Below are 26569 nucleotides of genomic sequence, written 5' to 3' on the forward strand. Positions count from 1 at the left end.
AATTTCTGCAAATTAAGATAGGCAGGTGTTGCTGATTAAATTTATTAAGAATTATTTACACAAATAAAGTGGAAGTTGATGGCGATCGCTTAGAGGGTCTATACCGTCAACTTCCTCCCTGGCAAACATTATATTTAGTAAGCTAAAGTTTCTAAAGTTTCCCTTAGATACCGTTGTACCTGCTGTTCTAGGCGAATTCCGTGTAATTGAGCATCACGTTCTAGTTGCCAGCGTTGGAAACCAGAACTAGTGGATATAGCACATTTGAGGCTATACCAAATTTCAGTATCAGCAGAAAATTGGCGATCGCTAGAAGCTGGAATTTGAGCCATAGTTCCTTATTCCTTTGTTTTAACTTCAAGGGTAATTGGGTATTGGGCATTAACAATTCGTAATTCGTAATTAGGTTAAGACCTATAGAGAGGTCAGGGACTCTGACCCAACGCTTGCAGACTCACTCTAAGCGAAGCCATGCCGTAGGCTTTACGCTGCGCTATCGGTTTAATTACGAATTAGTAATTACATCATGGCTGTTATGAATCTGCATTAATCCTAAACAAGGATTGCAACAATCGGGGGACGATTTGATTAACCCGTACCCCTAGGATAGTAAAATCTTGCTTAATCTTTTCTAAAGATAATGGTTCAATGCCAGCGAATTCTGTGTCATTAGTCACTAAAACTCGCATTACACTCACAGGTATTTGTAAAAATAGATTACTTCCCAAAAAAGCTAACCCCGCAAGCACTAGTGCAACGCTGCGCCATTGAGGAAGAAATTTAGCCGAATTGGCTACTAATGGGGCAATTTGGTAGAGATGCCACAGCACCCAAACCGACAATACTGCTGCCACTAATGCCAGAATACGATTTAACTTTGTATTAATTAAACAGAGAATTTTTCGCTGCCGTTCAGTCAGATTTTCTGGCTTTAGGGCTATTCCTAAAAGAGCAAATATATAAAAAGGGCGACGTAACTGCATCCATAGCAGGGGGAGAATACCAATGGCAGCAACTAAAGATAGCTCCATCCAGACTGGCAAAAACGGCTCGCCTACAGACAAAAATAATAAGCACAGGACTAAAAAAACAGGCAACGTCGCTAATCCAGCGACGTGAATCCACAAAATAGGTTCAGAGCGAAATGAATGCATATTATAAAAGGTTGTGAGTTAAGAGTTAGGAGTTAGGAATTAGTAGCCTTTAACTCCTAACTCCTAATTTATTACTCCTAACTTCTAACCATTTTACCCTTAACACTATCTCGTTAAGGTGAGAGTGCGGCGCTTCGTAACCATCTGATAGGATTCGATGATGTCACCTTCAACCCAATCATTGAATTTATCCATACCGACACCGCATTCGTAACCGGCGTTAACTTCACGAGCATCTTCTTTCATCCGTTTTAGGGAATCAAGAACGCCTTCAAAGATCACCTTACCGCCGCGTCGCACCCTGACTTTGCAGTTGCGAATTAGCTTACCAGATTGAACGTAACAACCGGCAACAGCACCGCGACCTACTGGGAAGACGGCACGGACTTCGGTTTGACCCAAGGGTTCTTCCACCAACTCTGGTTCCAAAAGACCTTCTAAGGCATCTTGGATATCTTCTAGGAGTTTGTAAATGACGTTGTATTCTCGAACATCGACACCTGCTTCATCAGCGGCTTGTCTAGCGCCACTGGCAAAGGTGGTGTTGAAGCCAATAATTACAGCGTTACTGGCAGCTGCTAAGTCGATATCTGTCTCGGTGATTTCCCCAGCAGTAGCCAAAAGCATCCGAATTTGGACTTCGTTTTGCGGGATTTGCTTGAGCGCTCCCACAATGGCTTCCACAGAACCTTGTACGTCTCCTTTCAAGATCAAGTTGAGTTCTTTCAACTCGCCTTCTTGAGCTTGAGCCGACAGGGTTGTAAGGGTAACACGACCTTGTAACAAGCGGGATAGGCGTTGTCTATCGGCGCGATCGCTAGCGAGCGCTCTGGCTTCTTTTTCGTTCTGGAAGACCTCGAACTCGTCGCCTGCTGCTGGCACATCACTTAAACCTAGTACCTCGACAGCAAAGGAAGGAGAAGCGATATCTACTCTCTTACCTCTGTCATCTACCATCGCCCGGACTTTACCGAAGGCCGAGCCAGCTACTAAGATATCTCCCACATGCAGGGTGCCATTCTGAATTAGCAGGGTAGCAACTGCTCCCTTGGCTTTATCCAGGTGTGCTTCAATTACAGTTCCTTTGGCAGTACGATCTGGGTTAGCAGATAGTTCTCCAACTTCTGCTACTAACAGAATCATTTCTAAGAGCGTATCCAGATTTTCACCTCTGATGGCGCTCACCGGAACCATAATTGTCTCACCACCCCAGTCTTCTGAGGTCAGACCATACTGAGTGAGTTCTTGTTTAACCCGCTCTGGCTGTGCCCCTTCTTTGTCAATTTTGTTGATTGCAACAACAATTGGCACTCCCGCAGCTTGGGCGTGGCTAATGGCTTCAATGGTTTGGGGACGGACACCATCATCAGCAGCTACTACTAACACGGCAATATCTGTTACCCTAGCTCCTCTAGCCCGCATCGCTGTAAAGGCTTCGTGACCAGGAGTATCTAGGAAGACTATCTGCTGTGGTTTGCCCTCATGTTCTACATCCACATGGTATGCACCAATATGTTGAGTGATCCCACCAGCTTCGCCAGCAGCTACTTTTGTTTTGCGGATTGAGTCGAGGAGGGTTGTTTTACCGTGGTCTACGTGACCCATAATTGTCACGACTGGCGGACGGCGATGAAGATATTCTTGGTCTTCTGCGCCGACCATTTCCGTAATTTTCCGAGCTTCTGCTTCTCGCTCTACGGTTTCGACTTCTATTTCTAGTTCTTTTCCTACCAGGGTAATTGTGGGAATATCCAGATTTTGGGTGATACTCACGGCCATGCCTTTGAGGAACAGGATTTTCACAATCTCTGTATCAGGAACGGCTAAAACGTCAGACAGCTCTTGCACAGTTAATGGGCCTGTGATCGTCACCTTTTCGGGGCGATCGCGCTTTGTATCAGCCTCTTGTTGGCGACGATTATTGTGATGGTCGCGGCCAGAACCAGATTTAGAACCAGGTTTTCTACTTCCTCTAGCAGTTGGGGCGCTAGCAAGGCTTGCACCTGGCATCTGTACAGGTCGAGTCGCTTTTGGCTTGGGAGGGCGGGCGATGGAAAGGCTGACTTGGACGGTAGCTGGTGAGTCGATATCGTCATCATCCAGCAAATCTTCTTCAAATTCATCGTCTAGTATCGGCTTGATCCGCTTGCCTTTAACGCCAGCTTTAGCCTTCTCTTTAACTTCGTCGATTATTTCCTCTTCTACCCACTTTTTGCCGCCTTTGGTTGGACGAGGTGGACTTGGGCGTTTCAAGTCGAGGAGATCGGGTGGTGCAACTGGCTCATCACCTAATCCTTGAGATTTGCCCGCTATTCCTGACATCTGTCTTGGTGGAGTAGCGATCGGCATTGCGGCTGCTACACCTTCACCAGGACGTGCTGGTCTTGGTCTTGGCCCGTCTCCTATTGATGGTGCAGATGGTCTATTGACCCTCTGTTCTGGTCTGGTGGGTGCAGGGGTGGAGCGAGCCTGTCTTTGTGGTGCACCTGGTGCAGGCTGGTCAGTTGGGAGTTTGGCAACTCTCGGCTTAACTTGTTCGCGATCGCCCTCAACAGGTTTTACCCGTTGGTCGCGTTTGATGAGAATTGGTTTATCTGCTTGAGACACTTGCTCATCTTGCACCTCGGCAATTTCAGTTGCAGGTCTTGACGGAGGGGCAACTAATTGTGGTTTTTGAGGTTTTTCCGATTTTGGTCTGGGTGGAACTACTTTTTCCGGTTTTTGCGATGCTACTTTTTCCTGTGCCTGATTTTGATTAGGCGTTTGTTCCAAGTTGGTGACAGGAGGTTGCTCTTGAGTCTCAGATTGAGTCCGGGGCACAGGTCTAGTTGGTGCTGCCGGCTTCATGGGTGAGACTGGTGTAGCAAAAGGCCGTGGAGGTGAGGGAGGATTAGCTTCAGACAAGGCAGCTTGGGTATTGTTGGCAACTGACGCATCAGGGGCGTTGGAGGTAGTATTTCTCAATATTGTGGGTTTGCGTATTTCCAAAATTTGCTGTTTGTGGGGTGCAGCAGGTCGGTTACGTCCGCCGTTTGGTGGTGAATTTGGCTTATGGCTGGTTGTACCTAGTTCCTTTTTGGCCGACACATTCGTAGTTGCAAGCTTTTCTGCTGCCGCCCGGATGTTTTCTGCCTCGGATTCTGAAATCGTGCTGCTATGACTTTTGACTGAGATGTCGAGCTGCTCGCAAATTGCTAATAGCTCTTTGTTATCCAAATTCAATTCCTTTGATAATTCATAAATTCTAACTTTGCCGTTGTTCATCCACTCTTCCCCTTTAATTTACAGTTTTAGCGGATGGTTGCCTGGTTTGCGACATCTCCATCCTTGGATTACTGTTTTTAGACCGCCGTTTAGTTTTTGCCGGTGCCTCCAATCAGGAAAGAGAGATGTTTCGGTTTAATAATGGCATCCCCAGCAGTAATGATGGTTAAAGGACACCCATAAAAATTTTTTAAATAAAAGATTTTTATAGGAACCCCTGATGCCGAACTGCGCCTGAGCGCTACCAGGTTGCCATTTTGTAGTTTCTTGTTTTGTTGATTCTGAATCTTCCACAACACAATTGATTACATCTTGTTCTGGGAATCTTGCCTCGCCTCTCTTAATTATTGGAGAGCCGAATGGCTTTTACACCCATTTACTATTTTGGCACTAACCTTAACGATCGATAGGGGGTGTGATAAAAGCACGACTTCGGCTTTTGCACAATTCCTCTGGTGATAACGTCACAAAGTTGTTCCAATTAAATTTGGTTTTGGGTATTGCTGATGGCTAGACGTTGCGACAAGCTTTGGTACAGTGTTTCTGGCACTGATGCATGTAGCGATCGCCCTAGTCGATTTTTTTTCTGAGCTGCTTGTAAGCAACTCGTTTGCGGACAAATATAGGCGGAACGCCCCATGCCCCGATCTAATTGTACCTTTCCAGATGGAAAGACGCGGACAATCCGCCAAAACTCATCTTTTGAGCCTACTTTCCGGCAACTGATACAGCGCCGATAATTTGGTTTCATCAGTTTTGTGCGATCTCAGTCCAGCATTGTGGGTGTAAAAATAAGTTTTTTTACTATTTTTTACTTATACCAAGGTGTCTTTCAGGAAATAATCCTTCAGACTTGGACTACAATCCACATTATCAAAACTTTACAAGGTTGATCAATTACTCGTCATCGTTATTGTCAAAACTATCCTCTTCTTCTAATTCGTCCTGATTTTCATCCTCTAATTCTTCCTCAAAGTCAAGATCGTCTTGCTCTGACTGATATTTAGCCCTGACAGCTGTAAATTTCTCATCTTCTCCGGCATAGTCATATTTAGCTTTGTCTTTGATGTCTATTTTCCAACCAGTCAGGCGGGCTGCTAAACGGACGTTTTGTCCTTCTTTCCCAATGGCTAAACTAAGTTGATCTTCAGCCACGAGTACGTGAGTTTGCCGGGATTCTGGATCCATGAGGCGTACTTCATCTACCCGGGCTGGACTTAAAGCATTCGCGATGTATGTTGCTGGGTCTGGCGACCAGCGAATTACATCTATTTTTTCACCGCGTAATTCGTTGACTACCACTTGAATTCGCGATCCCCTGGCTCCGATACAAGCACCAACTGGGTCTACATCGCGATCGAGGGTATCTACTGCTATTTTAGTCCGGGGGCCGACATAACGGGAAGGGGGGTTTGCCTCCCTAGCTACGGCAACAATCCGTACCACTTCATCTTCAATTTCTGGGACTTCGTTGGCAAACAGATAAACCACCAAACCAGCATCAGCGCGAGACACAAGCAACTGTGGTCCTCGTTGCTGACCTTGGGAGACTTTTTTGAGATATACCTTGAAGGTGGCATTTGCCCGATAATTATCGTTTGGCAGTTGTTCCCGTTTCGGTAATTCGGCTTCCACTTCTGGCTGACCAAAGCCACTGCTAACTGCCAAAACTACTGATTGCCGCTCAAACCGCAAGACTCTTGCTTGCAAAACAGTTCCTTCTAAATCTTGGAACTCTTCTTGCACCATTTGGCGCTGTTGATCCCGTAATTTTTGCGCCAATACTTGCTTAGTTTGCATCGCTGCCATCCGACCAAATTCTCCTTGATCTGGAGTCACATCAAGCACCACAGAGTCCCCTAATTGCGCTTCGGGAGCTACTTGTTGAACTTCGTCTAAGGATATCTGATGGTCTGTGTTATTGACTTCTTCAACAATAGTTTTGGTGGAAAGAACGCGAAATCCCTCTCCGTCAATATCGAGTTCTACTTCAAAATTTTCAAAATAATCTTCGTCAAACTGTTTGCGCTCTAAATTTTGGGCGCGACGATAACGTTCGTAGCCTTTGAGTAGTGCTTCTCTAATAGCTGATTGAACTGCAAGACGGGGTAAATTCCGCTCACGACTTATACTTTCAATTAATTCTTTTAATCCAGCTAAAGTAACCATTGACATAAGCAATCTCCTTTAAAAATCAGGGACTGGGGACTGGGGACTGGGGACTGGGGACTGGGACTGGGACTGGGGACTGAAAACTACGCATTAAAGCCAGGGATTAGAGAATAGCTTTCCACTAATCCCTAACCTCTAGCCCTTAGTCCATAACCTCTAGCCCTTAGCTCGTAACCTCTAGCCTCTAGCCAAGCTGCTCTAGTCTGTAACTCCTAAGCCCTAGCCCTTTGTTTATCGGCACTCGTCTAGTTGCACCTTCGTAATTAGGGAGCGGGGAATTTCGACTACACGACCTTTTTGGTTTAAGTAAAGTGTTGTCTCATCCCGGCGAATCAACTGACCTATCCACTCTTGTTGTCCGTCGTAGGGGGGTGTTGTGAAGATAATGACAGGAAATCCTTTAAAGGAAATAAATTCCCTCTCCGTTAACAGTTGTCGCGAAATACCAGGACTAGACACTTCCAAGACATAAGCATCTGGAACGATTTCCGCAGCATCTAAAGAGGCTTCTAAAGCACGGCTCATCCTCTCACAATCATTCAATCCGGTGTCTTGCTGAGGATTGCGAATGTCTACCCGCAACACTGGTGGACTTTGGTGAGTGTGAAAAACCACGCCAACCACTTCCAATCCCAGTTCTTCTGCTACTGGTGTCGCCAAATCAATAATTTGTGGAACTAAAGGATGAGCCATGAGAGAATTCAATAAAAAAAGTGGGCGCTGACCCACTTCCTGCGATAGGTATATCTTCCAAGAAGTCTTGTGACGAACCAATGATGCTTCGCCCTCATACGAGTTTAGCGCATTTAATGGATAGTCGAGTATAGGGTATGGGGCATTGGCTACAATAGGCAGAGGGGCACTTAGCAGGGAGCAGAGGGGAAAGAGGTAATTTTTATTCTCCCCCTTGCCCCCTGCTCCCTGCTATCGGGCTTCTTCTACTCTCTCTACCCTTCACGTATTTCTGGAAGAGCGGTGCTTTTTTTAACCACTGATGGAACGGATGCTTGTGTGCGTAACTGCCTGGTTTGCTCGATAATTTGATCTATGTCTTCTTGGGACAAACGCTGAACGTAGTTAATTTTGATTTCCTCTAAGAAGTCAAAGAGTAAACTCTGAATTTCGGAAAGTACGTGTTTTTCCTTTATTTCAGATCCCAAGGCTTCGCTAAACCTTTGTACGAGTTGACTGGTAAGTTTTGCGCCAACAGGGTCTTCTACAGCGCTAACTAAAGTTTTGTAAAGATTAGTTGTGATTTGGGTCGCAAGTTGTTCGCTTAACTGGGTTTGGGCCTGTCCTACGCCAGGGAGATTCTGGAGGTTGCGGTAAATGGGGACTTGATGGAAGACGGTTTCGATATTGTGGTGCAAAATGGCAACGATCGCAGGTTGAATATCAGGTAACACGTGGTAAACAATTGTTTTGACCAAAAGACTGGCGATCGCTTCCACTTCATTCACATTATTAATATCTATGTAGGGACGTAAATTTTCTTGTTGTGAGAGCCACTGTGTTAACTCACCTCGCTGAATTGAGCCTTGAATCTGGTTAATTACCCTCACCACTACTACTTCTGTAAGTTCTTCAGCAAAATTGGCGACAATTCCCTGATGAATTTGCTTTCGCACTGGATGAAGATTCAATAAATGCGCTCGATCGAGGCGGACTAATACAGGTAAGATTCGTAGCCAACGCCAAAATGGTAGTATTAAAAATAGATCGTACCAACGCCACAATACTGCTTCAAACCAGCTTAAACCAGGATGTCGGCGTTTGATGAATAAGGTACGTCCCAGCAATTCTACGCCAAATAACATCACAAACGGTAAGTCAAGAGTCCAAAAATTATCAACAAAATCGCCATTTTCACCGATTTGGCGGTAGTAGTTTGTGGCAATCAAAGGGCGAATGCTTTCGTTAAAAAAATTTATTTCTTTAACCCAGCCATTTTGTGATAAGTAAGGCTGACTCCAGAAAGTGGCAAAGGACTGTTTTGCAGATTCGTTACCGATGTGCGATCGCATCCGCTTTTTGATTTTTTCTAGAGTACCACTCTTATTGGCTCCCGCAAACGGGTTGCTATCAATCATCTCGCTGCTAAGACGACTTATTTGTATTAGCCTGCTATTTACCTGAGACGACTCTAACCCTGTTTGTCTGACTTGTTCTTCTAATGCGTCTATTGTGTCTAAATAATTTTTTGTGTCTCGATGGGGTTCGATACCTTTTATTGGATCGTATATCTGAATAACTTGGGGAAGTTTTCGCAAGTAGAAATCTCGCCAAGGTACGTAACTTAAATTAAACAAAACTAAACCTAAATTTACAGTGGCAGCAATTGCCATAAATCTTTCAAACCAAAGATTCCGCTTTTTAGAAGATTTTATGTCTTTCATTTTTTGGATATTTAGAATATAAACTCTTTCATCTATTAATTTTCGTCTCTTTCTAACCAAGTACACGAATTTGCAGTTGAGTAGACTTCAGTATTCATGCATATATGAGCATTTATGTCAACTTGATATTAAAAGAGGGACTAGAGGCAATGAGCTTTACCCCATTGTTAATTGTTTTTTAACCCAAGTTGCGAGGCTTGGTTCGTATACCCGCGAATAACCTTCACCAAGGCTTAAGTTGACATCAATACATATATATGCATTTAATCTCGTAATTTAGTATTCAAAGGGTGTATTCGATTCAAATGATAACCTCTGGATCTCGGCTAACACAAGATACTTCTTTTGATAGATGACATAAATTGCTTTATATATATGTAGCTACATAGGCAAAATTTATTCAAAAATTATTTAAAAATCGTGAAAAAAGTTATTAAACAAACTTAAAATGCAGCTGTTAAGATTTATAATCCTGCTGATTTAATCCAAAGGAGTTTTAAATATGTGGTGTGGATTTGGAAAATCAAGCGCGACTTTTGCTGTTACTTGCCTGATAACAGCTAGTGTGGTAGTTGCAGACACAGGTTTCGCAGCTCCTCAACGTAGCTATACGCCCGAGCAATTCCGTGCTGTGTTGCGAGGATTCGGCTATAACGTCAAGGTAACGAATGGTGCTTTGACGGATGAGGAAACTAAAAAGGCAATTCGTGAATTTCAGACAGGTTATAAGCTAAAACCAGTTGATGGGATAGCAGGGCCAAAAACCCAAGCTTATGCTGCTAACATCGTTCAAATTCTGCACACAAATTTGAATGCAGTGGTGAAGCCTAATCCTCCCCTCCCACGCGATCATTTTTACGGTTCCCGCACCGAAGTAGTGGTGAAGGAGTATCAAAAGAAATATCAGTTGCAAGAAACTGGAATTGCTAATTTAGCACTCCGCCAAAAACTGAATGAAGAAGCCAAGACAGTCTTCAGTCAGCCAACGGCTACACCATCACCTACGCCGACTGCTAAACCAACGGCTAAACCAACGGCTAAACCAACGGTTAAACCGACGGCTAAACCGACTGCTAAACCGACGGCTACACCAATGGCTACACCAATGGCTACACCAATGGCTACACCAACGGCTACACCAACGGCTACACCAACAACTACGCCAACAGCTACACCAACGGCTACACCAACAGCTACACCCTAATCGCCACAAATAACCCCTACCCCAAAGCCCTTCAAGTCATCTGATTTGGTTTTTCTAAGGGTCTGCCCTTGGGTGTAGGTAGAATGGAACGGCGGTCATTGTAAAGTATGGGAATGTACTGCACACTGGGTCAGTCTCCTTGTGGCTGTGGGTACAAATCTATGAGATCGTAAATAGAATGGGGCAGTCCGACGGTTACGGGCAGCCCCATTTTTGTTGCTTCTTCAATGTAGGCGTGCCAGATCGTGACGTAAACGTGTATTTTCACCTTCTACTCTAGTCATATATGTTTTACTGACGATCCGATCTCCTGCCTCAAGAAAACTAGAGTCAACAATACATACATCCATCGGTAACATAAAAATAGCACTGCCAGTAGCAAACAATGCCGCACAAAGGTTTAAATGTTTCAGTACTATAGTCTCCTAAAACCCAAGCTAAAATTTCTTCTTTTAGCAAAGACGCTGCGCGATGACGAAAGTGGTTTATTACTGTGCCATAACCAAAACCCCTAATCACAGGTGTAGTGAAAGTATAAGCCGTTCGTACTCAGTAACTGAACTTCTCAAAAACTCCAAAATAAAGCTTAAAAAAATGACTAGAAAAATATTAACTGGACTGAGTTCAGCAGCCTACGAACACCCTTTCGATCGCAAAGCCTTGGCTTCTTTGCAAAATATGCCTGGTGTCTCCCTGCTACTAAAAAAAATTAACGAATACGGTATCGATCGCCTACTCAGATTACAAAGCCTTGGTAGTGAAATCAGAATTTCGCCCCGTAATTTTCCCCAATTACATCAAGCATTTGTAGAAACCTGCGAAATTCTTGATGTTGCTCCACTTCCTGAATTGTATCTGTTTCAAGGCACAGGCCACATTGAAACCTACATTGTTGGGGTGGAGAAACCCCTTGTTAGTATCAATTTAGATGCAATGGAGTGGCTTGACACGGATGAATTGTTTTACATTTTCGGACACGAAATTGCTCGGATCAAAAGTCAACACATGGTTTATCACCAAATGGCAATCGTGATGCCAACTTTAAAAAATTTGTTGAGCAGTACCACACTGGGGGTAGGTGGCTTGGTAGCTGGTGGAATGGAACTAGGTTTGTATAATTGGCGAATGATGGCTAGGTTTACTGCCGATCGGGCTGCAATGCTTGCGTGTCAAGATATTGACGTAGCAACTACTACACTGATGAAACTCGCAGGTATACCAGATGAGTACTTGACTACTGCTGTCATCGAAGATTTCGTTGTTCAAGCGCGTGAGTTTGCATCCAATAACTTTGATAGTGTGGATAAAGTCACTAAAATATTAAGCTATACAGAGTCTGGGCTTTCTTGGGTAGTTATGAGGGCTGGTGAATTATTAAAATGGGTTGATTCTGGAGCTTATGATAATTTAATTCAACAGAACAATTTAAACATATTAGAAAAATCAGAAGAATCAGAAGAAAAAGAAGAAAAGACACCAGAAGAGAAGGAAGGGTGGAATTTTTTAACTTCTTGGTGACTTAATAATTCGTAATTCGTAATTCGTAATTAATTATAGATACAAGCAAGTCAATATAATAATTACAAATTACGAGTTACGATCGCAGACAATTAAGCTAAACTTTTACGTCGCTTGGTTGGATAAAGTAGAGTTAAGAGTAACGGCTAATTTATCAGCAATTCCCGCAACCCAATTTTCATCTTGTTTGGTATAACTGCGAGGAGCATTCGCTCCCAAAATTAGCGCACCTTGGTTGCCAATCGGTTGACAAATTACACCTTGAGTATTCTCTGGCAAATAGTCAAATTCAAGCCTACCTGGATATATTTTTAGAGCAACTAGATAAATTGGCTTTTGTTTTTCGAGTACTTGTTTTAAGATTACTCCTGGTACAACTTCAGATTTAGTACCCAAAATACCGCGACGCAACAAAACTTTACCTTGATAATAAACCACTAGCGATCGCGTTACTGTATTAGTCAACAATAAATGAGATGCCCAGGCTAGCTCTGTTTTCACGGCTTCGGGTAAATCTGCTGCTAATACAAAACCTTCTTCTCCAATTAGTTCTACAATATCAGGCGATCGCGGCTGAACTTGCTGCCAAATTAAACCCGTTAAAATTAACACCGCACTCAAAATCACGCCCACCACATCACCACGCGATTGCGACTGGGTTAATTCCGGTGTCAATAAACGGTTAATCAGCAAAAGCACTGCGCCTAGCCCACCCACCACAATGGGTAGACGACGCAAAACTCGATTGTCATTGTCATTTGTCATTTGTATATTGGGGACTGGGGACAAGAGACTGGGGATTAGAAAGAATTATCTGCTACTCTGCTCCCCTGCTCCCCTGCTCCCCTGCTCCCCCTACTTCCCTCCCCCCTCATCTCTCACTCCTCCCCTGGTTCAATAATTCGCTGGAAAAGATAACCAGTACCCCGCGCTGTCAAAATCAATTCTGGGTTGCTCGGATCGTCTTCTAACTTTGCCCGCAAACGGGATATATGCACATCTACTACGCGGGTATCTACATGACGTTCTGGTGTATAACCCCATACTTCCTGCAAAATTTCCGAACGAGAAAAAGCTTCTCCAGAGCGACTGACTAACAACTCTAACAAGCTGAACTCCATACCTGTCAATCGAATGCGCTCATCGCCTTTGTAGACTTGTCGCTTATTCGTATCGATTTTAATATTAGCAACATGGATTACCCCAGAACTGGGAATTCCAGAAGCTCCGTTTTTGTCTACTCGCCGCAGTACTGAGCGAATCCGGGCTTCTAGCTCCTTGGGGGAAAATGGTTTAACTACATAGTCATCAGCCCCTAATTCTAACCCGGTGATGCGATCGGCGACATCACCCAAGGCTGTTAGCATAATAATGGGGACATCTGATTCTTTTCGTAATTCTTGACATACACCATAGCCGTCTAGCTTTGGCATCATTACATCTAAAACTACCAAGTCAGGCTCAGTTTTGCGAAAAGTTTCTAAAGCTTCTTCCCCGTCGCCAGCAGTCACTACATCGTAGCCAATCATGGAAAGGCGCGTTTCCAAAATCCGGCGAATGCTGGCTTCGTCGTCTACCACCAAGATTTTTTCTTTATGGCTTTCCAAGTTTTTCAATGCTCCTTGACTAAAAATTTACATGATTAATTTTTAATACCATAATATTAAGATATCATTCCATGAATTGATTTGGAAAAAGCTCTAAATACTACTATTATTGGTTTTTAGTTTTTCCCAAGAATTAAGTAAATATTAAGAATATTTAATAAGATTTAAGAATGGCAAAGCCAAAAACCTTTTTCACTTGTAACGAATGTGGAGCAGAATCGCCCCAGTGGTTTGGTAAGTGTCCAGCTTGCGGCACATACAACTCTTTAGAAGAACAGATCAGTATTCAGTCTTCAGTAGATGTACCCAGCCGGGGGGGAGTTAGTAGTTGGCAATCAGCTCAAGGCAATGGTAAGTCTCACGCTAAACCAGCTAAAGCACGAGCCTCCTTAACGTTCGATCAAATTACCGATCGCCAAATAGCTCGATGGGAGTCTGGTTATGGAGAATTAGATCGGGTACTTGGTGGTGGAGTTGTCCCCGGTTCTATGGTGCTGATTGGTGGCGATCCGGGTATTGGGAAATCAACTTTATTGTTGCAAGTATCAAATCAATTAGCACAGAAATATCGCATTCTTTACGTAACTGGTGAAGAATCGGGACAGCAGGTAAAATTACGAGCTTCTCGTTTGGGAGTATCAAAACCTCTAAGTGTGGTGAATGAAGAGGAGATAACAGTAGTAGTAGATCCGACACTTCCTATAGACCCTGACAGTATCGGTGCAGATTTATATGTACTGCCAGAAACAGATTTAGAAGAAATTTTACGAGAAATAGATTCTCTAAAGCCAAACGTGGCAGTAATTGATAGTATCCAAACAGTATTTTTCCCGGCGCTGACTTCAGCCCCTGGTTCGGTGGCTCAAGTACGGGAATGTACAGCAGCACTGATGAAGGTGGCGAAGCATGAAGATGTCACCATGCTGATTGTGGGACATGTCACCAAAGAAGGAGCGATCGCTGGGCCAAAAGTTTTAGAACATTTAGTCGATACGGTGTTGTATTTTGAAGGCGATCGCTTTGCCTCTCATCGGTTGTTACGAACAGTCAAAAATCGCTTCGGCGCAACTCACGAAATCGGTATTTTTGAAATGGTGGCCGAGGGATTGCGAGAAGTCTCTAATCCCTCAGAGCTATTTTTAGGCAACCGTGACGATCCCGCTCCTGGTACGGCTATTGTCGTTGCTTGCGAAGGCACTCGCCCGATAGTTGTAGAGTTGCAAGCTCTTGTAAGTCCCACCAGCTACCCATCACCCCGGCGGGCTGGTACTGGCGTAGATTACAACCGCTTGGTGCAAATCCTCGCCGTCTTAGAAAAACGGGTGGGAATTCCCATGTCTAAGTTAGATTCTTACGTTGCTTCTGCGGGTGGGTTGAATGTGGAAGAACCAGCAGTAGATTTAGGAATTGCGATCGCAATTGTTGCCAGTTTCCGCGATCGCATCGTCGATCCTGGTACAGTATTAATCGGTGAAGTTGGGCTAGGTGGACAAGTGCGATCGGTTTCCCAAATGGAACTGCGGTTAAAAGAAGCTGCTAAGTTGGGATTTAAAAGAGCAATCGTGCCAAAAGGGACAAAATTTCCCGACTTAAATATTGAGATATTACCAGTATCTAAAGTCATAGATGCGATTATCGCCGCCATCCCCCATCAAGAATTGACAGCCGACGATTTAGAACCCGATGAAGATGAGTAACTAATAGCTGTTTTGGGACTCTAAATTTCCATACCAACTTACTTACATAAATGAGATTGGTACTAATTTTTTGACTTGCAGCAGACGCAATGAGGAGCATTTTCAGCCTCTGGCTGGAAACAAGGTTTTAATACAGACTACTCATAGGGGCAAAGCATTGCTCCGCCTCTAACATATTGTTGCATCCAAACGAGAACTGCTACAGTCGCCCATTTGAGATAAAAATATGAATGGCACAATAAAACAACTTTAATAAAAAGTCAATAGCTCTTTATTTTCGTTAGAGTGGGATAACAATCAAAGTGTGAGGATTGATACTACATGCGAATCTTGTTAGTGTATCCAATATTTCCCAAAACCTTTTGGTCTTATGAAAAAATCTTAGAATTAGTTGATCGCAAAGTTTTATTACCACCTCTGGGTTTAGTGACAGTAGCCGCGATTCTGCCCCAAGAATGGGAATTCAAGCTAGTCGATCGCAATATTCGTGCAGCAACAGAAGAAGAGTGGGCATGGGCAGATGTAGTAATTCTCTCTGCGATGATTGTCCAGAAGCAAGATTTACTTGACCAAATCCAGGAAGCAAAAAAACGTGGTAAGTTAGTCGCAGTTGGCGGCCCCTACCCCACATCTGTACCTCACGAAGTTGAAAATGTTGGCGCAGATTTTCTGATTCTGGATGAAGGAGAAATCACTCTGCCCATGTTTATTGAGGCAATTCAACGGGGTGAAACTTCTGGAACTTTCCGCGCCACAGAAAAACCTGATGTTACAAGCACACCAATACCCCGCTTTGATTTATTGGAATTGGATGCTTATGACATGATGTCGGTGCAGTTTTCGCGTGGGTGTCCCTTCCAGTGCGAATTTTGCGACATTATTGTTCTCTACGGGCGCAAACCACGCACCAAAGCCCCAGCACAACTTTTAGCAGAGTTAGATTACCTTTACGAATTGGGTTGGCGGCGGGGTGTGTTCATGGTGGATGACAACTTTATTGGCAACAAGCGAAATGTAAAATTGTTGCTGAAAGAGTTAAAAGTCTGGATGGCAGAACACAAGTATCCCTTCCGGTTTGACACTGAAGCTTCAGTTGACTTAGCGCAAGACGCAGAAATGCTGGAGTTGATGGTTGAGTGCGGTTTCTCGGCGGTGTTTTTGGGAATCGAAACGCCGGATGAAGATAGTTTGCAAATGACCAAGAAGTTTCAAAATACTCGCAGTTCTCTAACTGAGGCAGTGCAAACGATCACCAAAGCTGGATTACGCCCAATGGCTGGGTTTATTATCGGTTTTGATGGCGAAAAAGCAGGTGCAGGCGATCGCATTGTCCGTTTTGCAGAACAAGCAGCAATTCCCTCAACTACCTTTGCCATGTTGCAAGCGTTACCTAACACTGCGCTTTGGCATCGCTTGAAAAAAGAAGGGCGACTGCGGGAAAATCAAGATGGCAACATCAATCAGACAACATTGATGAACTTCCTTCCCACCCGTTCCCTAGAAGAACTTGCCAGAGAATATATTGAAGCCTTTTGTACTTTATACGACCCAGTAAATTACTTAGATCGCACCTATCGCTGTTTCTTGATGATGGGTTTGCCAAGTTGGAAAGCGCCAGCAAAAATGCCAGAGTGGATTGTTGTAAAAGCACTACTAATTGTGATTTGGCGACAGGGAATTAAACGGGAAACCCGTTGGAAGTTCTGGCATCATTTGTTTAGCATTCTCAAGCATAACCCTGGAGTTATTGAGCATTACATCTCTGCTTGTGCCCATAACGAGCATTTTTTAGAGTATCGGCAAATTGTGCGCGATCAAATTGAAAGTCAGCTAGCTGAATATTTAGCACAAGGTGCTGAACAGCCTTATGTGCTAGTGAAGGAAAAAGCTGAAGAAAAAGCTGAAGCGGTAGTCAGTTAAGTGTTTTGACGACAGAAATTGACAACCCGCATTTCTCACAAGCTTGAGGGGCAGAGGGGCAGAGGGGAAAGAACTTAGTATTTGAACTCTCCTCTGCTCCCCTGCTCCTCTGCTCCCCTGCTCCCCTGCCTCTTTATTTATCTATCATGATCGCGTTCTAAATCATCAATAACTTTTTGCAAATACCACTCGTCTGACATCCCAGGAAAATAATCCTGCTTTTGCTGAATCAATCTTTCGGCTATTTCCCAATATCCCCCAACCATTCGCAGCAGTCGCTGATGTAACAGGTTATATTTTTGCTTTTTTGACTTCGGACTAAATTTTTGGATTTTTTCTAGGCTACTCAAGACTTGTTGATAATTTCCCCAGTCTTCTTGTTCGCAAAAGATACTCGCCGCCCGTTGATAATCTTCCACGGCGTTTTGAATTTCTTCTAAACAAGTATAGGCAATGCCGCGATTGTAGTAAGCTTGAGCGTCATTAGGATTTATTTGCAGCGCTTGGGTGTAATCTTGAATTGCACCGAGGTAGTTACCTGTTGTCCGATAGGCATTACCTCTGGCTATATAGACTAAGGCATCTTGTGGTTGCATTTGGAGCGCTTGGTTAAGATCCGCGATCGCACCTTGATGATCTCCCAAGATAGAACGGGCTTTACCTCGATTGCGATAGACAATGGCATCTTGAAAATTTAGTCGCAATGCTTGATTAAAATCTGCGATCGCTTCTCGATAATTTCCCATTTTACAACGCACAACTCCACGACAGCAGTAGGCTTGGGCATCTTGCGGATCGGCTTTTAATACCCAGCTTAAATCTGCCAGTGCCTCTTGGATATCTCCCTTTTCCGCCTTTTCTAATAATTGCGTGAAATAATTATTGGTGGATAAAATTGGCGCATTGGTAGAACGCGATTGCTCTACAACAGGTAATTCTTGGGGTTGTAACTGTTTAATTCGTTCCAGGCACAGGCGACAGTTTTCTTTATCCTGTTGTTCTAAATATAATTGTGCAGCTTTTTTAAAATTAGCGATCGCATCTTGAATATAACCCTGTTTGCGCCGCACCATCCCTCGCAGATTATAAGCCGCAGCATAATTCAGATTGAGACGAATAGCGCGTTCAACATCCTCCAGCGCCCCCGGTAAATTTTTCAGCGTCACCCTAGCTAATCCACGACAATAATAGGCTTCTATACTCTCAGGATTTAGCTTCAGGGCTTCGGTATAATCTGAAACAGCCTTAAGAATTGCTCCTGAGTCGTAATATGCTAAACCCCGTTGCAAGTAAGCTTCAGTAAAGTAAGGTGTCAGTTGTAAAGCATGGTTAAATTCCTCAATTGCTCCGGCGTAGTCTTTTCGCCTAGCTTTTTCCAACCCTCTATTGTAAAATTCGTCATTCATAGCATTTGTTTGGTTGATTCAGTTAGTTGAATTCCAGCAAGCTTGCTTTGTAGCCTAACTTATCCACTCACCCTTAATATTCTAAGTATTCAGCATGGTTTTGCTTCATTTCGGATTTGCAGTGAATTAAAACGAAGATACACCGGAAATTTTATAACTGGGATTCACCCAATTGAGTATTGTACACCTCCAGTTTGTGGAGTTAAATTTAGTACAAATTTCGACTCAAACTTTCATTAGTCCTATGAATGATAATTTCTACCAATGAAAATCAGAACTATCACAACAGGTATATCACTTCAATCTTTACAAGATCGGGAAAAAATTAAGCAAGCTGCTGAGTTTAATCAGCAAGCGCAGATTGTCTTTGAAAAACAAGGATATGAAGTACAAACAACTAGAATAGCTACTAATAGCTGGGAAGAATATTTGCAAGACTTGTCAAAAATTGAAATTCTCAATGAGATTCAAATTATAGAACAACTTTGCCAAACTTTGAATATCAGCTTTTTCAATATTGGTTATGCCAGTAAACCCGAAAATATAAATATAATTCCAGATATCAACAAAAATACATCGATTATTTATTGCTCAAGCAAAATTGGCAACAGGAAAACTGGTATAAACTTTGAAAATGCCAGAGAATCTGCCAAAGCTATTAAACGTGTTTCCCAAGAAACTGAAAATGGTTCTGGAAACTTTCGATTTTGTGTATGGGCAAACTGTCAGCCAGGTATCCCATTCTTTCCTACAGCCTACCATAGAGGCGATACATCTTTTGCTATAGGTTTAGAGTTAGGCGACTTGGTAATGCAAGCATTTTCACAAGATAAAAATATTATCACAGCAGAGCAAAACCTCCAATCGCTTTTAGAATTAGAATTAAATAAAATCGCCGTTATTGCTGAAAAAATATCTGATAAACTTGGGATTGTATATACAGGAATTGATACCTCTCTAGCTCCATCTTTAAATAAGAAAAACAGTATTGCTTTTGCTTATGAAAAATTGATGAGTGGCAAGTTTGGAGCTTCGGGAACTCTCACCATTTCTGGTATGCTGACTCGTGTATTGAAAAATGTCTCAGTAAAAATCTGTGGTTACTCTGGACTGATGCTTCCAGTTTGTGAAGATGTGGGACTAGCTACCAGAGCTAACGAGCAAACTTATGATATTACAAATTTATTATTATATTCAGCAGTTTGTGGCTGTGGACTAGATACAGTTCCGATTCCAGGTGATATAACCATAGAAAAAATTGCAGATTTATTAATTGATATGGCAACTTTGGCTATTAAGTTAGATAAGCCACTCTCAGCTCGATTATTTCCAATTCCAAATAAAAAAGCTGGGGAAATGACTACATTCAATTCCCCATATCTCGTAGATTGTAAAATATTTACAGTGAACTAAAATTATTCTGAAAGCAAACTAGGAGAAGTCAGGACAAAAACATCCCTACTTCCTTGAGCATCAATCTGTGGTTTTATCGGAGTGGTAAAGTGAAAAAAATCATGGTCATTTACCAATAATAGTTCTCCCGGATTTAGAACTTTGCTAAACACAGGTTTTTCTTTTTTGGCAGTATATAAATGTGTTTCTCCACCTTGAATATTATCTCTATATGCTGAAAATATGCCAATAAAATCAGTACCATCTTGATGGATACCTTCAGGTGCTGGATTACCCAAATTATCTGACGAACAAATAGTTCTAATTTGATGAACTCCGATTTCTGCTTCAGGATGAAGTTTACAAGAATCACTAAATGCTAAGACAAGATTTCTAAAAATATCAAGTTCTATGAGTGCATCATCTAATTCTGCAAACTCTCTTTTTATGTCACCCACTAATGGATTATACTCTTTACTTTGAAAAAGGTAGCCATGAGGTAATTTGATTAACTGGTTTCCAGAAACTGTAAACCGAGATAATCTTCTAGAACGATAGTTGCCTTTGATGTAAGGATCTATAGGCATATTACTAAAAAATGGCTTGAAACCTTCTGGCTCGATTGAATTTACTTTTCTGAGAGTAAACAGAAAAGCATATTCTAATTCCGTTGGTGTCCACACTTTTTGCATAGGATTTACCTCCTTGCACGTTGAAAGTCTCCCGGATTGTTTATGGGAGGCTGATGACACTTAGTATATGCTACTTTTTATTACTATGTTGTCAATTTAACTACAAAAATTGGCAATTTATGATATGTGAATTTACTTGATTTCTGTCATCTGGCAAAGTAGCTGCTGAAAAGATTTGCTGTTGGGAGTTAGGTGGGTAAGGAATCGACGTATATTTACTACCAGCAACAAGGTTTTATAATGATAGATTGGCTTTACCGTTACCCACCTTTGTATTCCGGCATTTTACTCAAGCGTTACAAGCGGTTTTTTGCTGACGTTCAACTTACTTCTGGCGAAATAGTGACAGCACATTGTCCCAACACAGGGCCAATGACTGGAGTATCAACTCTTCAAAGTGCTGTACAGCTTTCCAAAAGTGATAATCTTAACCGCAAATTGGCTTACACTTTAGAACTAATTCAGGTACATGACAATGAGCCAACTTGGGTAGGCATAAATACTTTTTTGCCCAATCGGGTGGTAAAGTTAGCTTTGGCAAGATACCTTTTCCCAGAATTGGCCAACTATAGCCAAATTAAGGGAGAGGTGGTTTATGGGTTAGATAAAAAAAGTCGAGTGGATTTTTTCTTGACGGGGAGTGATGAGGAACGCCCGATTTACTTAGAAGTTAAAAATACAACTTTGTCTGAGGGGAGATTAGCTTTATTTCCTGACACAGAAACTACAAGAGGACAAAAGCACTTGCGGGAACTAATGGCGCTGCTACCTGTAAATCGTGCAGTGATGCTTTACTTTATCAATCGTGGTGATTGTACAGAGTTCTCACCTAGCGATCGCACAGATCCTGTATATGGTAAATTATTGCGAGATGCGATCGCTCTTGGTTTAGAAGTCTTACCTTGCCGTTTTGACATTTCCCCCCAAGGTATCCGTTATTTGGGTTTGGCAAAACTAAAGATTTGATTACACCTAATTAAACAATAAATCCATCTAGATCCTGTCTAGATGGATTTGTTGGTAGTTGGTATTTACTGTAAAATATCCAACCAGATTGTAATTAAGATACGACTATAGGTAGTCACAGTCTCAGAAATAGCGTTTACTATTCTGAAGTTTGATTATGCAGGAATCAAAACTGTGTCAATTACGTGGATGACACCGTTATCAGCAGCAACATCTGCTGTTGCAACTTTTGCATCGTTGATTTTAACGCCATTAGAAGCGTCAATTTTTACATCTGAACCTTCAACTGTTTTAGCTGTCTTCAGTTTAGCTACATCAGCAGCCAGTACTTTTCCTGAGACAACATGATAGGTCAAGATTTTCTTCAGCTTGGGAATATCTTTCAGTAATGCATCTACTGTACCTGCTGGAAGCTTGTTAAATGCTTCATCAGTGGGTGCAAACACGGTGAATGGGCCATTGCCATTTAGTGTACCTTCCAGACCAGCCGCTTGGATTGCTGCAACTAGTGTCTTAAAAGAACCATTGTTATTAGCAGTGTCAATTATGTTGGCCATGTGCTTTACCTAGTTCTGTGTAACTTGTTACAAATTTAAACTATTTATTCATAAAATCTATCTATCGTTAGATGTATGTCAAATAAAATATTTTATTGATACTATAAAAGTTTATATATATTTTTATACAAACAGAGAATTATATGTATATGGCAATAGCCAAGGCTCCTTTTTCCTTTTTCTACACATCAATAGGTGCGATCGCAGTTCACTAGTAGCAACGCAGTCCTAAAACTACCAATAAAGTTAGACAAGTAGGATAGTTTTCTTGGTAATAATAAATTTTTAGATATCTATTCATTGTCTGATAGATTTACAAAAAACCTATATAAAACAACCATTTCAGGGTATCTCTAAAATTTAGATGTGCTTACTTAGCTAGCTTTTTGTCAGGATTTGCTAACCAAAATTGTTGGTAGTAAGTGTATTTAACTGATATTATTTCATCACTAAATACATTTCACTCGCTGTTTGTGTGATTCTACTTGGAAATAATAAACGGCTCATTACACCAATGCTTTTAGCAATTGCGATCGGCCATTTATTTCCAAGAATTTCTTGTGCGTAAGACTTACGCTAAACGCCTCTCTAACTCCCATTTATCCATATTCTCTACCTCTGCCATTTATATGCTTTTTCGCTCGCCTGTGCCTAAGTCAGGTATGTCAACAATCAAACTTTTAGGTACTATTTTCCCAAAACTATGAATTTCATGAACAGAAGAAGATTTATTACTTGGATGGCTACGGCAGTTACCAGCATGATGCTGGTAATAGGCTGGCAGTTTGTCAATTTATCACCAGCCGCATCTGCAACCAACGTTAACGTGTATGCGGCTGTCAGCTTAACGAATGCACTCAATAGCATTAAAACTCAGTTTCAAAATGCTAATCCAGGTATCACCATTACTTATACATTCGGTGCTTCTGGTACTTTGTATCAGCAAATACAAAACGGAGGTACAGCAGATATTTTCATTTCTGCTGCCAACGACCAAATAGATGCCTTGCAGAGTCAGGGTAAATTGGTTTCAGGTAGCCGTAAGAATGTTGTCAGAAATCGTCTAGTTTTGATTGCCCCGACGACATCTCCTAGTCCCGGTAGTGCTGCTCTCAACAACATCCCTGGTTTAACCAACGCTAATATTACAGGCATTGCTATAGGTGACTATACAGGTACTCCGCCAGTTGTACCAGCAGGGGATTATGCCAAACAAGTTCTTACAACACGAGGTATTTTCAATACTGTCCAGCCCAAATTGGTTCTCGGAAGCAATGTGCGTACTGTTTTAACTGGTGTTGAAAACAAAACTCTTAACAATAAGGTTATTGACGCAGGTTTTGTTTACAGAACTGATGCTCTTATTTCTAATAAGGTAAGAGTTGTAGACACTGCCCTCACCTCAGACAGCGAGGCTATTGTCTATCCACTGGGTATACTCACCAGAAGTACAGGTACAACTCGCACAGCAGCACAGACTTTTTCTACTTACTTAAGTGGTAGTACTGCCCAGAACATCTTCATAAACACCTATGGGTTTCTTGCACCTTAATCACCACAAAGCAAATCAAGTAGTCGTTGTCGTGAATTTTAAACTATTTGGAGTCATGTCTTGTGAAGCTCACTAAAAAACTCTCAATTACTGTATGTAGTTTGACCACTGCCTTAGTTAGTACTGCTGTGATTACCAATGCTTATAAAGCAGTAGCACAAACAGCAGGAGGACCAGAACTGATTACGAACGGAAACTTTGAAAGCGATCCTCTTATAGATCCTAACGATCCCACCGCTCCAAATCCTAATATTACAGGATGGACTAAGTCTGAGCCTTTCAATCCGGCGGACACACCTGGGGTTAATATATCGGGTATTAGAATTAGTAACTTTCCTAACTTTGGTAATCAAGGGTTATCGCTGAGTTCGATAGCTGGATCTCCTGAGATTAGCTACATATCACAGACTATCCCTACAGTTAAGGGTCAGTACTACACACTTACTTACTATTTCGCATCCATAGAAGAAGCACCTGATGTGAAAAATAAATTTCAGGTTTTTATTGGTGGGAAGAAGTTTGGTAATGAGAAAAATACTGCTTTTCAACCATACACGCCAACAACCATATCTTTCAAAGCGCAAGGAGAATCTACAGAGATAAAGTTTGGTTACAAAGTCAAGTATGCGTTTTTATTCTTGGATGATGTGAGTGTCAAATCTGTATCTGAACCTTAAGGATAAAACTATCGCAGGATGACTAAACCATAGACCTGCCATATCTGGCTCTATAGTGTCGAGAATGCCACTGAAATTTATCTGATAAAAAACTCAATCATGAGTTTACAAAGAGATTGTCTTAAAGTATATGAATCATCATTTATATCAATAGCAAACTCTTATAAACTAGAGTCAAATTTCAGCTTTGTTGACACTACTTAGAGCCAGCATAAATGTAACTATCAATTTGTTGCAATTGCCGTAAATTGGAATTATTTTGGAGTCAATTTTCATGAAATTAACTAAAAAACTTTCAATAATTGCTTTTGGTTTTACTACTACCTTAGCTAGTACTGCTGTGATTACTGGTACTTATATTCCAGTAGCGCAAGCAAATTACGATCATAACTGGGTTCCAGATCCTAGTGACATTGTTTTTAACGGAGGATTTGAACTTGACCCCCTCGTAGATCCTAACGATCCCACCGCTCCAAATCCTAATATTACAGGATGGACTAAGTCTGGTAATCCGATAGATATATCAGGGACTAGAATTAGCAACTTCCCTCAAAGTAATAATCAGGGTTTAAAAATTGGTGGATTTATAGACCTCAGCTACATATCACAGACGCTTTCTACAAAACCTGGTCAAGAATACGAACTGAGTTACTATTTAGCATCTATAGCTGAAAAACCCGATATTGATAATCAGTTTCAAACATTTGTAGGGGGAAAAAATGTTTTCGATCAAAAAAATATTGATTTTCAACCATACACGCCATATAAGTTCAATTTCACAGCAGACACATCATCCACAGAGTTAAAGTTTGGAGCTGTGGATAGACGCGCAATTTTATTCTTAGATACTGTGAGTGTTAAGCCTGTGCCCGAACCATTCAATCTGGGAGGAATAGCAATTGCAGGCTTGCTGGGATTATGGCTGAAGAAAAAGAAGGCAATTAGCTAGTGCATTAGAGCAAAAAAAGTAACCAGCCTTGTTTTCTAAATCCACTTACCTTGGAGAGATGCAAGGCGTGAACAATATAAAAGTGACTTTTTCGGATGTTCGCGCTTGCATCTTTAGAAGGAGAAGGTCAGTCAATTTTTTTATAGGTTATACACTGAAAATAATAGTCATTTTTCCCCCTATTGTAAAAGGTAAAAATTCAGCACTTAAAAGTAAAAATATAAAATTAATTTAGGATAATTGTTATATTGATTTATGAAATTTCCCCCTGATTATTTAATTATTCTGAATCCAGAATTATGACTCCTGAATCATTACTAAAAATCACAGATAATTTATTTTTTATATTTTAATTGTCATATCAGGCTTTATTTACCAATTTGTTTGGTAGTTATTCTATTGCTTACCTACTTTAATGGTACAATCTCATCATTCTCTCCCTTTTACTCTCTGTTTAAGTAAACATACTGGAAAATTATCAATTTCCATCGTCGGAAACGCTTTGGGTAACTCCGACTTGGTTTTTTGTTTCCATGTATCGATATATGCGAGTGATGGGATTTCATCTTAAACTATAACTTTCATGAACAGAAGAAGACTTATCGCTTGGATTGCTACGGCAGTCACCAGCATGATGCTGGTAATAGGCTCCCAGTTTGTCAATTTATCGCCAGCAAACTCCACAACTACCCTTAACGTGTTTGCGGCTTCTAGCTTAACAAACGCGATGAATGACATTAAGACTCAGTACCAAAGTGCTAACCCAAGTATTAATGTTGTCTATACTTTTGGTGCTTCTGGTACCTTACTTAGCCAAATACAAGCAGGAGCAACAGCAGATATTTTCATTTCTGCTGCCACCGACCAAATGGATGTCTTGCAGAATGCAACCCCAAGTAAATTGGTTGCAGGTAGCCGTAAAAACATTGTCAAAAACCGTCTAGTTTTGATAGCCCCTACGACAGCTCCTGTTAGTGCTGGTAGTGCTGCTCTAACTAGCTTCAATGGTTTGACCAATGCCAACATTACTGGTATTGCCATAGGTGATTACACAGGTACGCCGCCAGTTGTGCCAGCAGGAAATTATGCCAAACAAGTTCTTACTAGCCGAGGTATTTTCACTACTGTTAGTCCTAAAACATACCTCGCTAGCAATGTGCGTAATGTCTTAACTGCTGTTGAAAATAAAACTCTTGTAGTTGGAGGCGTAAGTAAAACTATTGATGCAGGTGCCGTTTACAAAACTGATGCTGCAATTTCTAGCAAGGTAAGAGTTGTAGAAACTGCCCTAACAACAGAGAGCGATCCGATTGTCTATCCACTGGGCATACTCGCCAACACTACAGTTTTATCGACAGCACAGAGTTTTTCTACCTACTTAAGTGGTACTACTGCCCAGAATATCTTCAAAAATACTTACGGGTTTATCTTGCCTTAATCACCACA

At 41.8% G+C, this 26569-nt stretch carries 22 protein-coding genes and 2 pseudogenes; 10 read left to right on the forward strand and 14 right to left on the reverse strand.

Going from position 1 to position 26569, the window contains the following annotated elements; genetic code table 11:
- Positions 1-134: 134 nt before the first annotated feature.
- The 7 genes from V7K42_RS08195 to V7K42_RS08225 form a co-directional block, all read right to left on the reverse strand.
- The gene (locus tag V7K42_RS08195; RefSeq protein WP_012412012.1) at positions 135-332 is read right to left on the reverse strand and encodes a hypothetical protein; all 198 of its coding nucleotides are present in this window, start codon (positions 330-332) and stop codon (positions 135-137) included.
- Positions 333-533: 201 nt separating this feature from the next.
- Entirely contained in the window at positions 534-1154 is a 621-nt protein-coding gene (locus V7K42_RS08200; RefSeq protein WP_094331181.1) for a low-complexity tail membrane protein, read from the reverse strand.
- Positions 1155-1259: 105 nt separating this feature from the next.
- Positions 1260-4418 carry a translation initiation factor IF-2 gene (gene infB, locus V7K42_RS08205; RefSeq protein ID WP_334915169.1) on the reverse strand — a complete coding sequence of 1053 codons (3159 nt, stop codon included), beginning with the start codon at positions 4416-4418 and terminating at the stop codon, positions 1260-1262.
- Positions 4419-4899: 481 nt separating this feature from the next.
- Positions 4900-5169: a YlxR family protein gene (locus tag V7K42_RS08210; RefSeq protein ID WP_094331183.1), complete on the reverse strand. Its 270-nt coding sequence runs from the start codon at positions 5167-5169 to the stop codon at positions 4900-4902.
- Between the two features lie 146 nt (positions 5170-5315).
- Positions 5316-6593, reverse strand: a complete 1278-nt coding sequence (nusA, locus tag V7K42_RS08215) for a transcription termination factor NusA (protein WP_334915171.1) — start codon at positions 6591-6593, stop codon at positions 5316-5318.
- A 228-nt stretch (positions 6594-6821) separates the two neighbouring features.
- Positions 6822-7283, reverse strand: a complete 462-nt coding sequence (gene rimP / locus V7K42_RS08220; RefSeq protein ID WP_334915173.1) for a ribosome maturation factor RimP — start codon at positions 7281-7283, stop codon at positions 6822-6824.
- 254 nt (positions 7284-7537) lie between these two features.
- Positions 7538-8986, reverse strand: coding sequence for a hypothetical protein (locus tag V7K42_RS08225; RefSeq protein WP_334915175.1), 1449 nt, complete (start codon positions 8984-8986; stop codon positions 7538-7540).
- A gap of 502 nt (positions 8987-9488) precedes the next feature.
- On the opposite strand from V7K42_RS08225, the gene V7K42_RS08230 reads away from it, so the two are divergent.
- Complete coding sequence (locus V7K42_RS08230) at positions 9489-10190, forward strand: peptidoglycan-binding domain-containing protein (RefSeq protein ID WP_334915177.1); 702 nt, start codon at positions 9489-9491, stop codon at positions 10188-10190.
- 31 nt (positions 10191-10221) lie between these two features.
- Here the strand turns inward: V7K42_RS08230 and V7K42_RS08235 are convergent.
- Positions 10222-10419: pseudogene (locus tag V7K42_RS08235) on the reverse strand (SDH family Clp fold serine proteinase); the annotation flags it as partial.
- Positions 10418-10695: pseudogene (locus V7K42_RS08240) on the reverse strand (IS1 family transposase); the annotation flags it as partial. The pseudogenes V7K42_RS08235 and V7K42_RS08240, both read right to left, overlap by 2 nt.
- An 89-nt stretch (positions 10696-10784) precedes the next feature.
- Between V7K42_RS08240 and V7K42_RS08245 the strand changes: the two are divergent.
- Positions 10785-11708 carry a M48 family metallopeptidase gene (locus V7K42_RS08245; protein WP_334915179.1) on the forward strand — a complete coding sequence of 308 codons (924 nt, stop codon included), beginning with the start codon at positions 10785-10787 and terminating at the stop codon, positions 11706-11708.
- Positions 11709-11813: 105 nt separating this feature from the next.
- On the opposite strand, the gene V7K42_RS08250 is transcribed toward V7K42_RS08245, so the two are convergent.
- Both V7K42_RS08250 and rpaB read right to left on the reverse strand, forming a co-directional pair.
- A complete protein-coding gene (locus tag V7K42_RS08250) occupies positions 11814-12473 on the reverse strand; it encodes a cofactor assembly of complex C subunit B (protein ID WP_334915181.1) in 660 nt (219 codons plus the stop codon).
- A 113-nt stretch (positions 12474-12586) separates the two neighbouring features.
- Complete coding sequence (rpaB, locus tag V7K42_RS08255) at positions 12587-13315, reverse strand: response regulator transcription factor RpaB (RefSeq protein WP_012412029.1); 729 nt, start codon at positions 13313-13315, stop codon at positions 12587-12589.
- Between the two features lie 170 nt (positions 13316-13485).
- Here rpaB and radA point away from each other — a divergent pair, with 170 nt between their 5' ends.
- Both radA and V7K42_RS08265 read left to right on the forward strand, forming a co-directional pair.
- Positions 13486-15012, forward strand: a complete 1527-nt coding sequence (gene radA / locus V7K42_RS08260; RefSeq protein ID WP_334915183.1) for a DNA repair protein RadA — start codon at positions 13486-13488, stop codon at positions 15010-15012.
- Positions 15013-15333: 321 nt separating this feature from the next.
- Positions 15334-16932, forward strand: coding sequence for a B12-binding domain-containing radical SAM protein (locus V7K42_RS08265; RefSeq protein WP_334915185.1), 1599 nt, complete (start codon positions 15334-15336; stop codon positions 16930-16932).
- Positions 16933-17069: 137 nt separating this feature from the next.
- On the opposite strand, the gene V7K42_RS08270 is transcribed toward V7K42_RS08265, so the two are convergent.
- Positions 17070-18338, reverse strand: coding sequence for a tetratricopeptide repeat protein (locus V7K42_RS08270; protein WP_334915187.1), 1269 nt, complete (start codon positions 18336-18338; stop codon positions 17070-17072).
- 264 nt (positions 18339-18602) lie between these two features.
- Between V7K42_RS08270 and V7K42_RS08275 the strand changes: the two genes are divergently transcribed.
- Positions 18603-19751: a DUF711 family protein gene (locus V7K42_RS08275; RefSeq protein WP_334915189.1), complete on the forward strand. Its 1149-nt coding sequence runs from the start codon at positions 18603-18605 to the stop codon at positions 19749-19751.
- Between the two features lie 2 nt (positions 19752-19753).
- Here V7K42_RS08275 and V7K42_RS08280 read toward each other — a convergent pair whose 3' ends face one another.
- On the reverse strand, positions 19754-20422 hold the full coding sequence (locus tag V7K42_RS08280) for a 2OG-Fe dioxygenase family protein (RefSeq protein ID WP_334915191.1): 669 nt from the start codon (positions 20420-20422) through the stop codon (positions 19754-19756).
- Positions 20423-20662: 240 nt separating this feature from the next.
- On the opposite strand from V7K42_RS08280, the gene sfsA reads away from it, so the two are divergent.
- Positions 20663-21388 carry a DNA/RNA nuclease SfsA gene (sfsA, locus tag V7K42_RS08285; RefSeq protein WP_334915193.1) on the forward strand — a complete coding sequence of 242 codons (726 nt, stop codon included), beginning with the start codon at positions 20663-20665 and terminating at the stop codon, positions 21386-21388.
- Positions 21389-21543: 155 nt separating this feature from the next.
- Here sfsA and V7K42_RS08290 read toward each other — a convergent pair whose 3' ends face one another.
- Positions 21544-21945 (reverse strand): fasciclin domain-containing protein, encoded by a 402-nt coding sequence (locus V7K42_RS08290; protein WP_334915195.1) that lies wholly within the window; start codon positions 21943-21945, stop codon positions 21544-21546.
- A gap of 739 nt (positions 21946-22684) precedes the next feature.
- Here V7K42_RS08290 and modA (V7K42_RS08295) point away from each other — a divergent pair.
- From modA (V7K42_RS08295) to modA (V7K42_RS08310), 4 genes are all read left to right on the forward strand, one after another.
- Positions 22685-23497, forward strand: a complete 813-nt coding sequence (gene modA, locus V7K42_RS08295; RefSeq protein ID WP_334915197.1) for a molybdate ABC transporter substrate-binding protein — start codon at positions 22685-22687, stop codon at positions 23495-23497.
- Positions 23498-23559: 62 nt separating this feature from the next.
- A complete protein-coding gene (locus V7K42_RS08300; protein ID WP_334915199.1) occupies positions 23560-24174 on the forward strand; it encodes a hypothetical protein in 615 nt (204 codons plus the stop codon).
- A gap of 274 nt (positions 24175-24448) precedes the next feature.
- Complete coding sequence (locus V7K42_RS08305) at positions 24449-25123, forward strand: hypothetical protein (RefSeq protein WP_334915201.1); 675 nt, start codon at positions 24449-24451, stop codon at positions 25121-25123.
- A 583-nt stretch (positions 25124-25706) separates the two neighbouring features.
- A complete protein-coding gene (modA, locus tag V7K42_RS08310) occupies positions 25707-26561 on the forward strand; it encodes a molybdate ABC transporter substrate-binding protein (protein ID WP_334915202.1) in 855 nt (284 codons plus the stop codon).
- Positions 26562-26569 lie beyond the last annotated feature (8 nt).

This window comes from Nostoc sp. (assembly GCF_036917455.1).
In the GTDB taxonomy this organism is placed as follows: Bacteria; Cyanobacteriota; Cyanobacteriia; order Cyanobacteriales; family Nostocaceae; genus Nostoc.

Bases quoted from the DNA above. Each gene is read 5' to 3' on its own strand.
- V7K42_RS08195 (WP_012412012.1), bottom strand. From the start codon at position 332: ATGGCTCAAATTCCAGCTTCTAGCGATCGCCAATTTTCTGCTGATACT.
- V7K42_RS08200 (WP_094331181.1), bottom strand. From the start codon at position 1,154: ATGCATTCATTTCGCTCTGAACCTATTTTGTGGATTCACGTCGCTGGA.
- infB (WP_334915169.1), bottom strand. From the start codon at position 4,418: ATGAACAACGGCAAAGTTAGAATTTATGAATTATCAAAGGAATTGAAT.
- V7K42_RS08210 (WP_094331183.1), bottom strand. From the start codon at position 5,169: ATGAAACCAAATTATCGGCGCTGTATCAGTTGCCGGAAAGTAGGCTCA.
- nusA (WP_334915171.1), bottom strand. From the start codon at position 6,593: ATGTCAATGGTTACTTTAGCTGGATTAAAAGAATTAATTGAAAGTATA.
- rimP (WP_334915173.1), bottom strand. From the start codon at position 7,283: ATGGCTCATCCTTTAGTTCCACAAATTATTGATTTGGCGACACCAGTA.
- V7K42_RS08225 (WP_334915175.1), bottom strand. From the start codon at position 8,986: ATGAAAGACATAAAATCTTCTAAAAAGCGGAATCTTTGGTTTGAAAGA.
- V7K42_RS08230 (WP_334915177.1), top strand. From the start codon at position 9,489: ATGTGGTGTGGATTTGGAAAATCAAGCGCGACTTTTGCTGTTACTTGC.
- V7K42_RS08245 (WP_334915179.1), top strand. From the start codon at position 10,785: ATGACTAGAAAAATATTAACTGGACTGAGTTCAGCAGCCTACGAACAC.
- V7K42_RS08250 (WP_334915181.1), bottom strand. From the start codon at position 12,473: ATGACAAATGACAATGACAATCGAGTTTTGCGTCGTCTACCCATTGTG.
- radA (WP_334915183.1), top strand. From the start codon at position 13,486: ATGGCAAAGCCAAAAACCTTTTTCACTTGTAACGAATGTGGAGCAGAA.
- V7K42_RS08265 (WP_334915185.1), top strand. From the start codon at position 15,334: ATGCGAATCTTGTTAGTGTATCCAATATTTCCCAAAACCTTTTGGTCT.
- V7K42_RS08270 (WP_334915187.1), bottom strand. From the start codon at position 18,338: ATGAATGACGAATTTTACAATAGAGGGTTGGAAAAAGCTAGGCGAAAA.
- V7K42_RS08275 (WP_334915189.1), top strand. From the start codon at position 18,603: ATGAAAATCAGAACTATCACAACAGGTATATCACTTCAATCTTTACAA.
- V7K42_RS08280 (WP_334915191.1), bottom strand. From the start codon at position 20,422: ATGCAAAAAGTGTGGACACCAACGGAATTAGAATATGCTTTTCTGTTT.
- sfsA (WP_334915193.1), top strand. From the start codon at position 20,663: ATGATAGATTGGCTTTACCGTTACCCACCTTTGTATTCCGGCATTTTA.
- V7K42_RS08290 (WP_334915195.1), bottom strand. From the start codon at position 21,945: ATGGCCAACATAATTGACACTGCTAATAACAATGGTTCTTTTAAGACA.
- modA (WP_334915197.1), top strand. From the start codon at position 22,685: ATGGCTACGGCAGTTACCAGCATGATGCTGGTAATAGGCTGGCAGTTT.
- V7K42_RS08305 (WP_334915201.1), top strand. From the start codon at position 24,449: ATGAAATTAACTAAAAAACTTTCAATAATTGCTTTTGGTTTTACTACT.
- modA (WP_334915202.1), top strand. From the start codon at position 25,707: ATGAACAGAAGAAGACTTATCGCTTGGATTGCTACGGCAGTCACCAGC.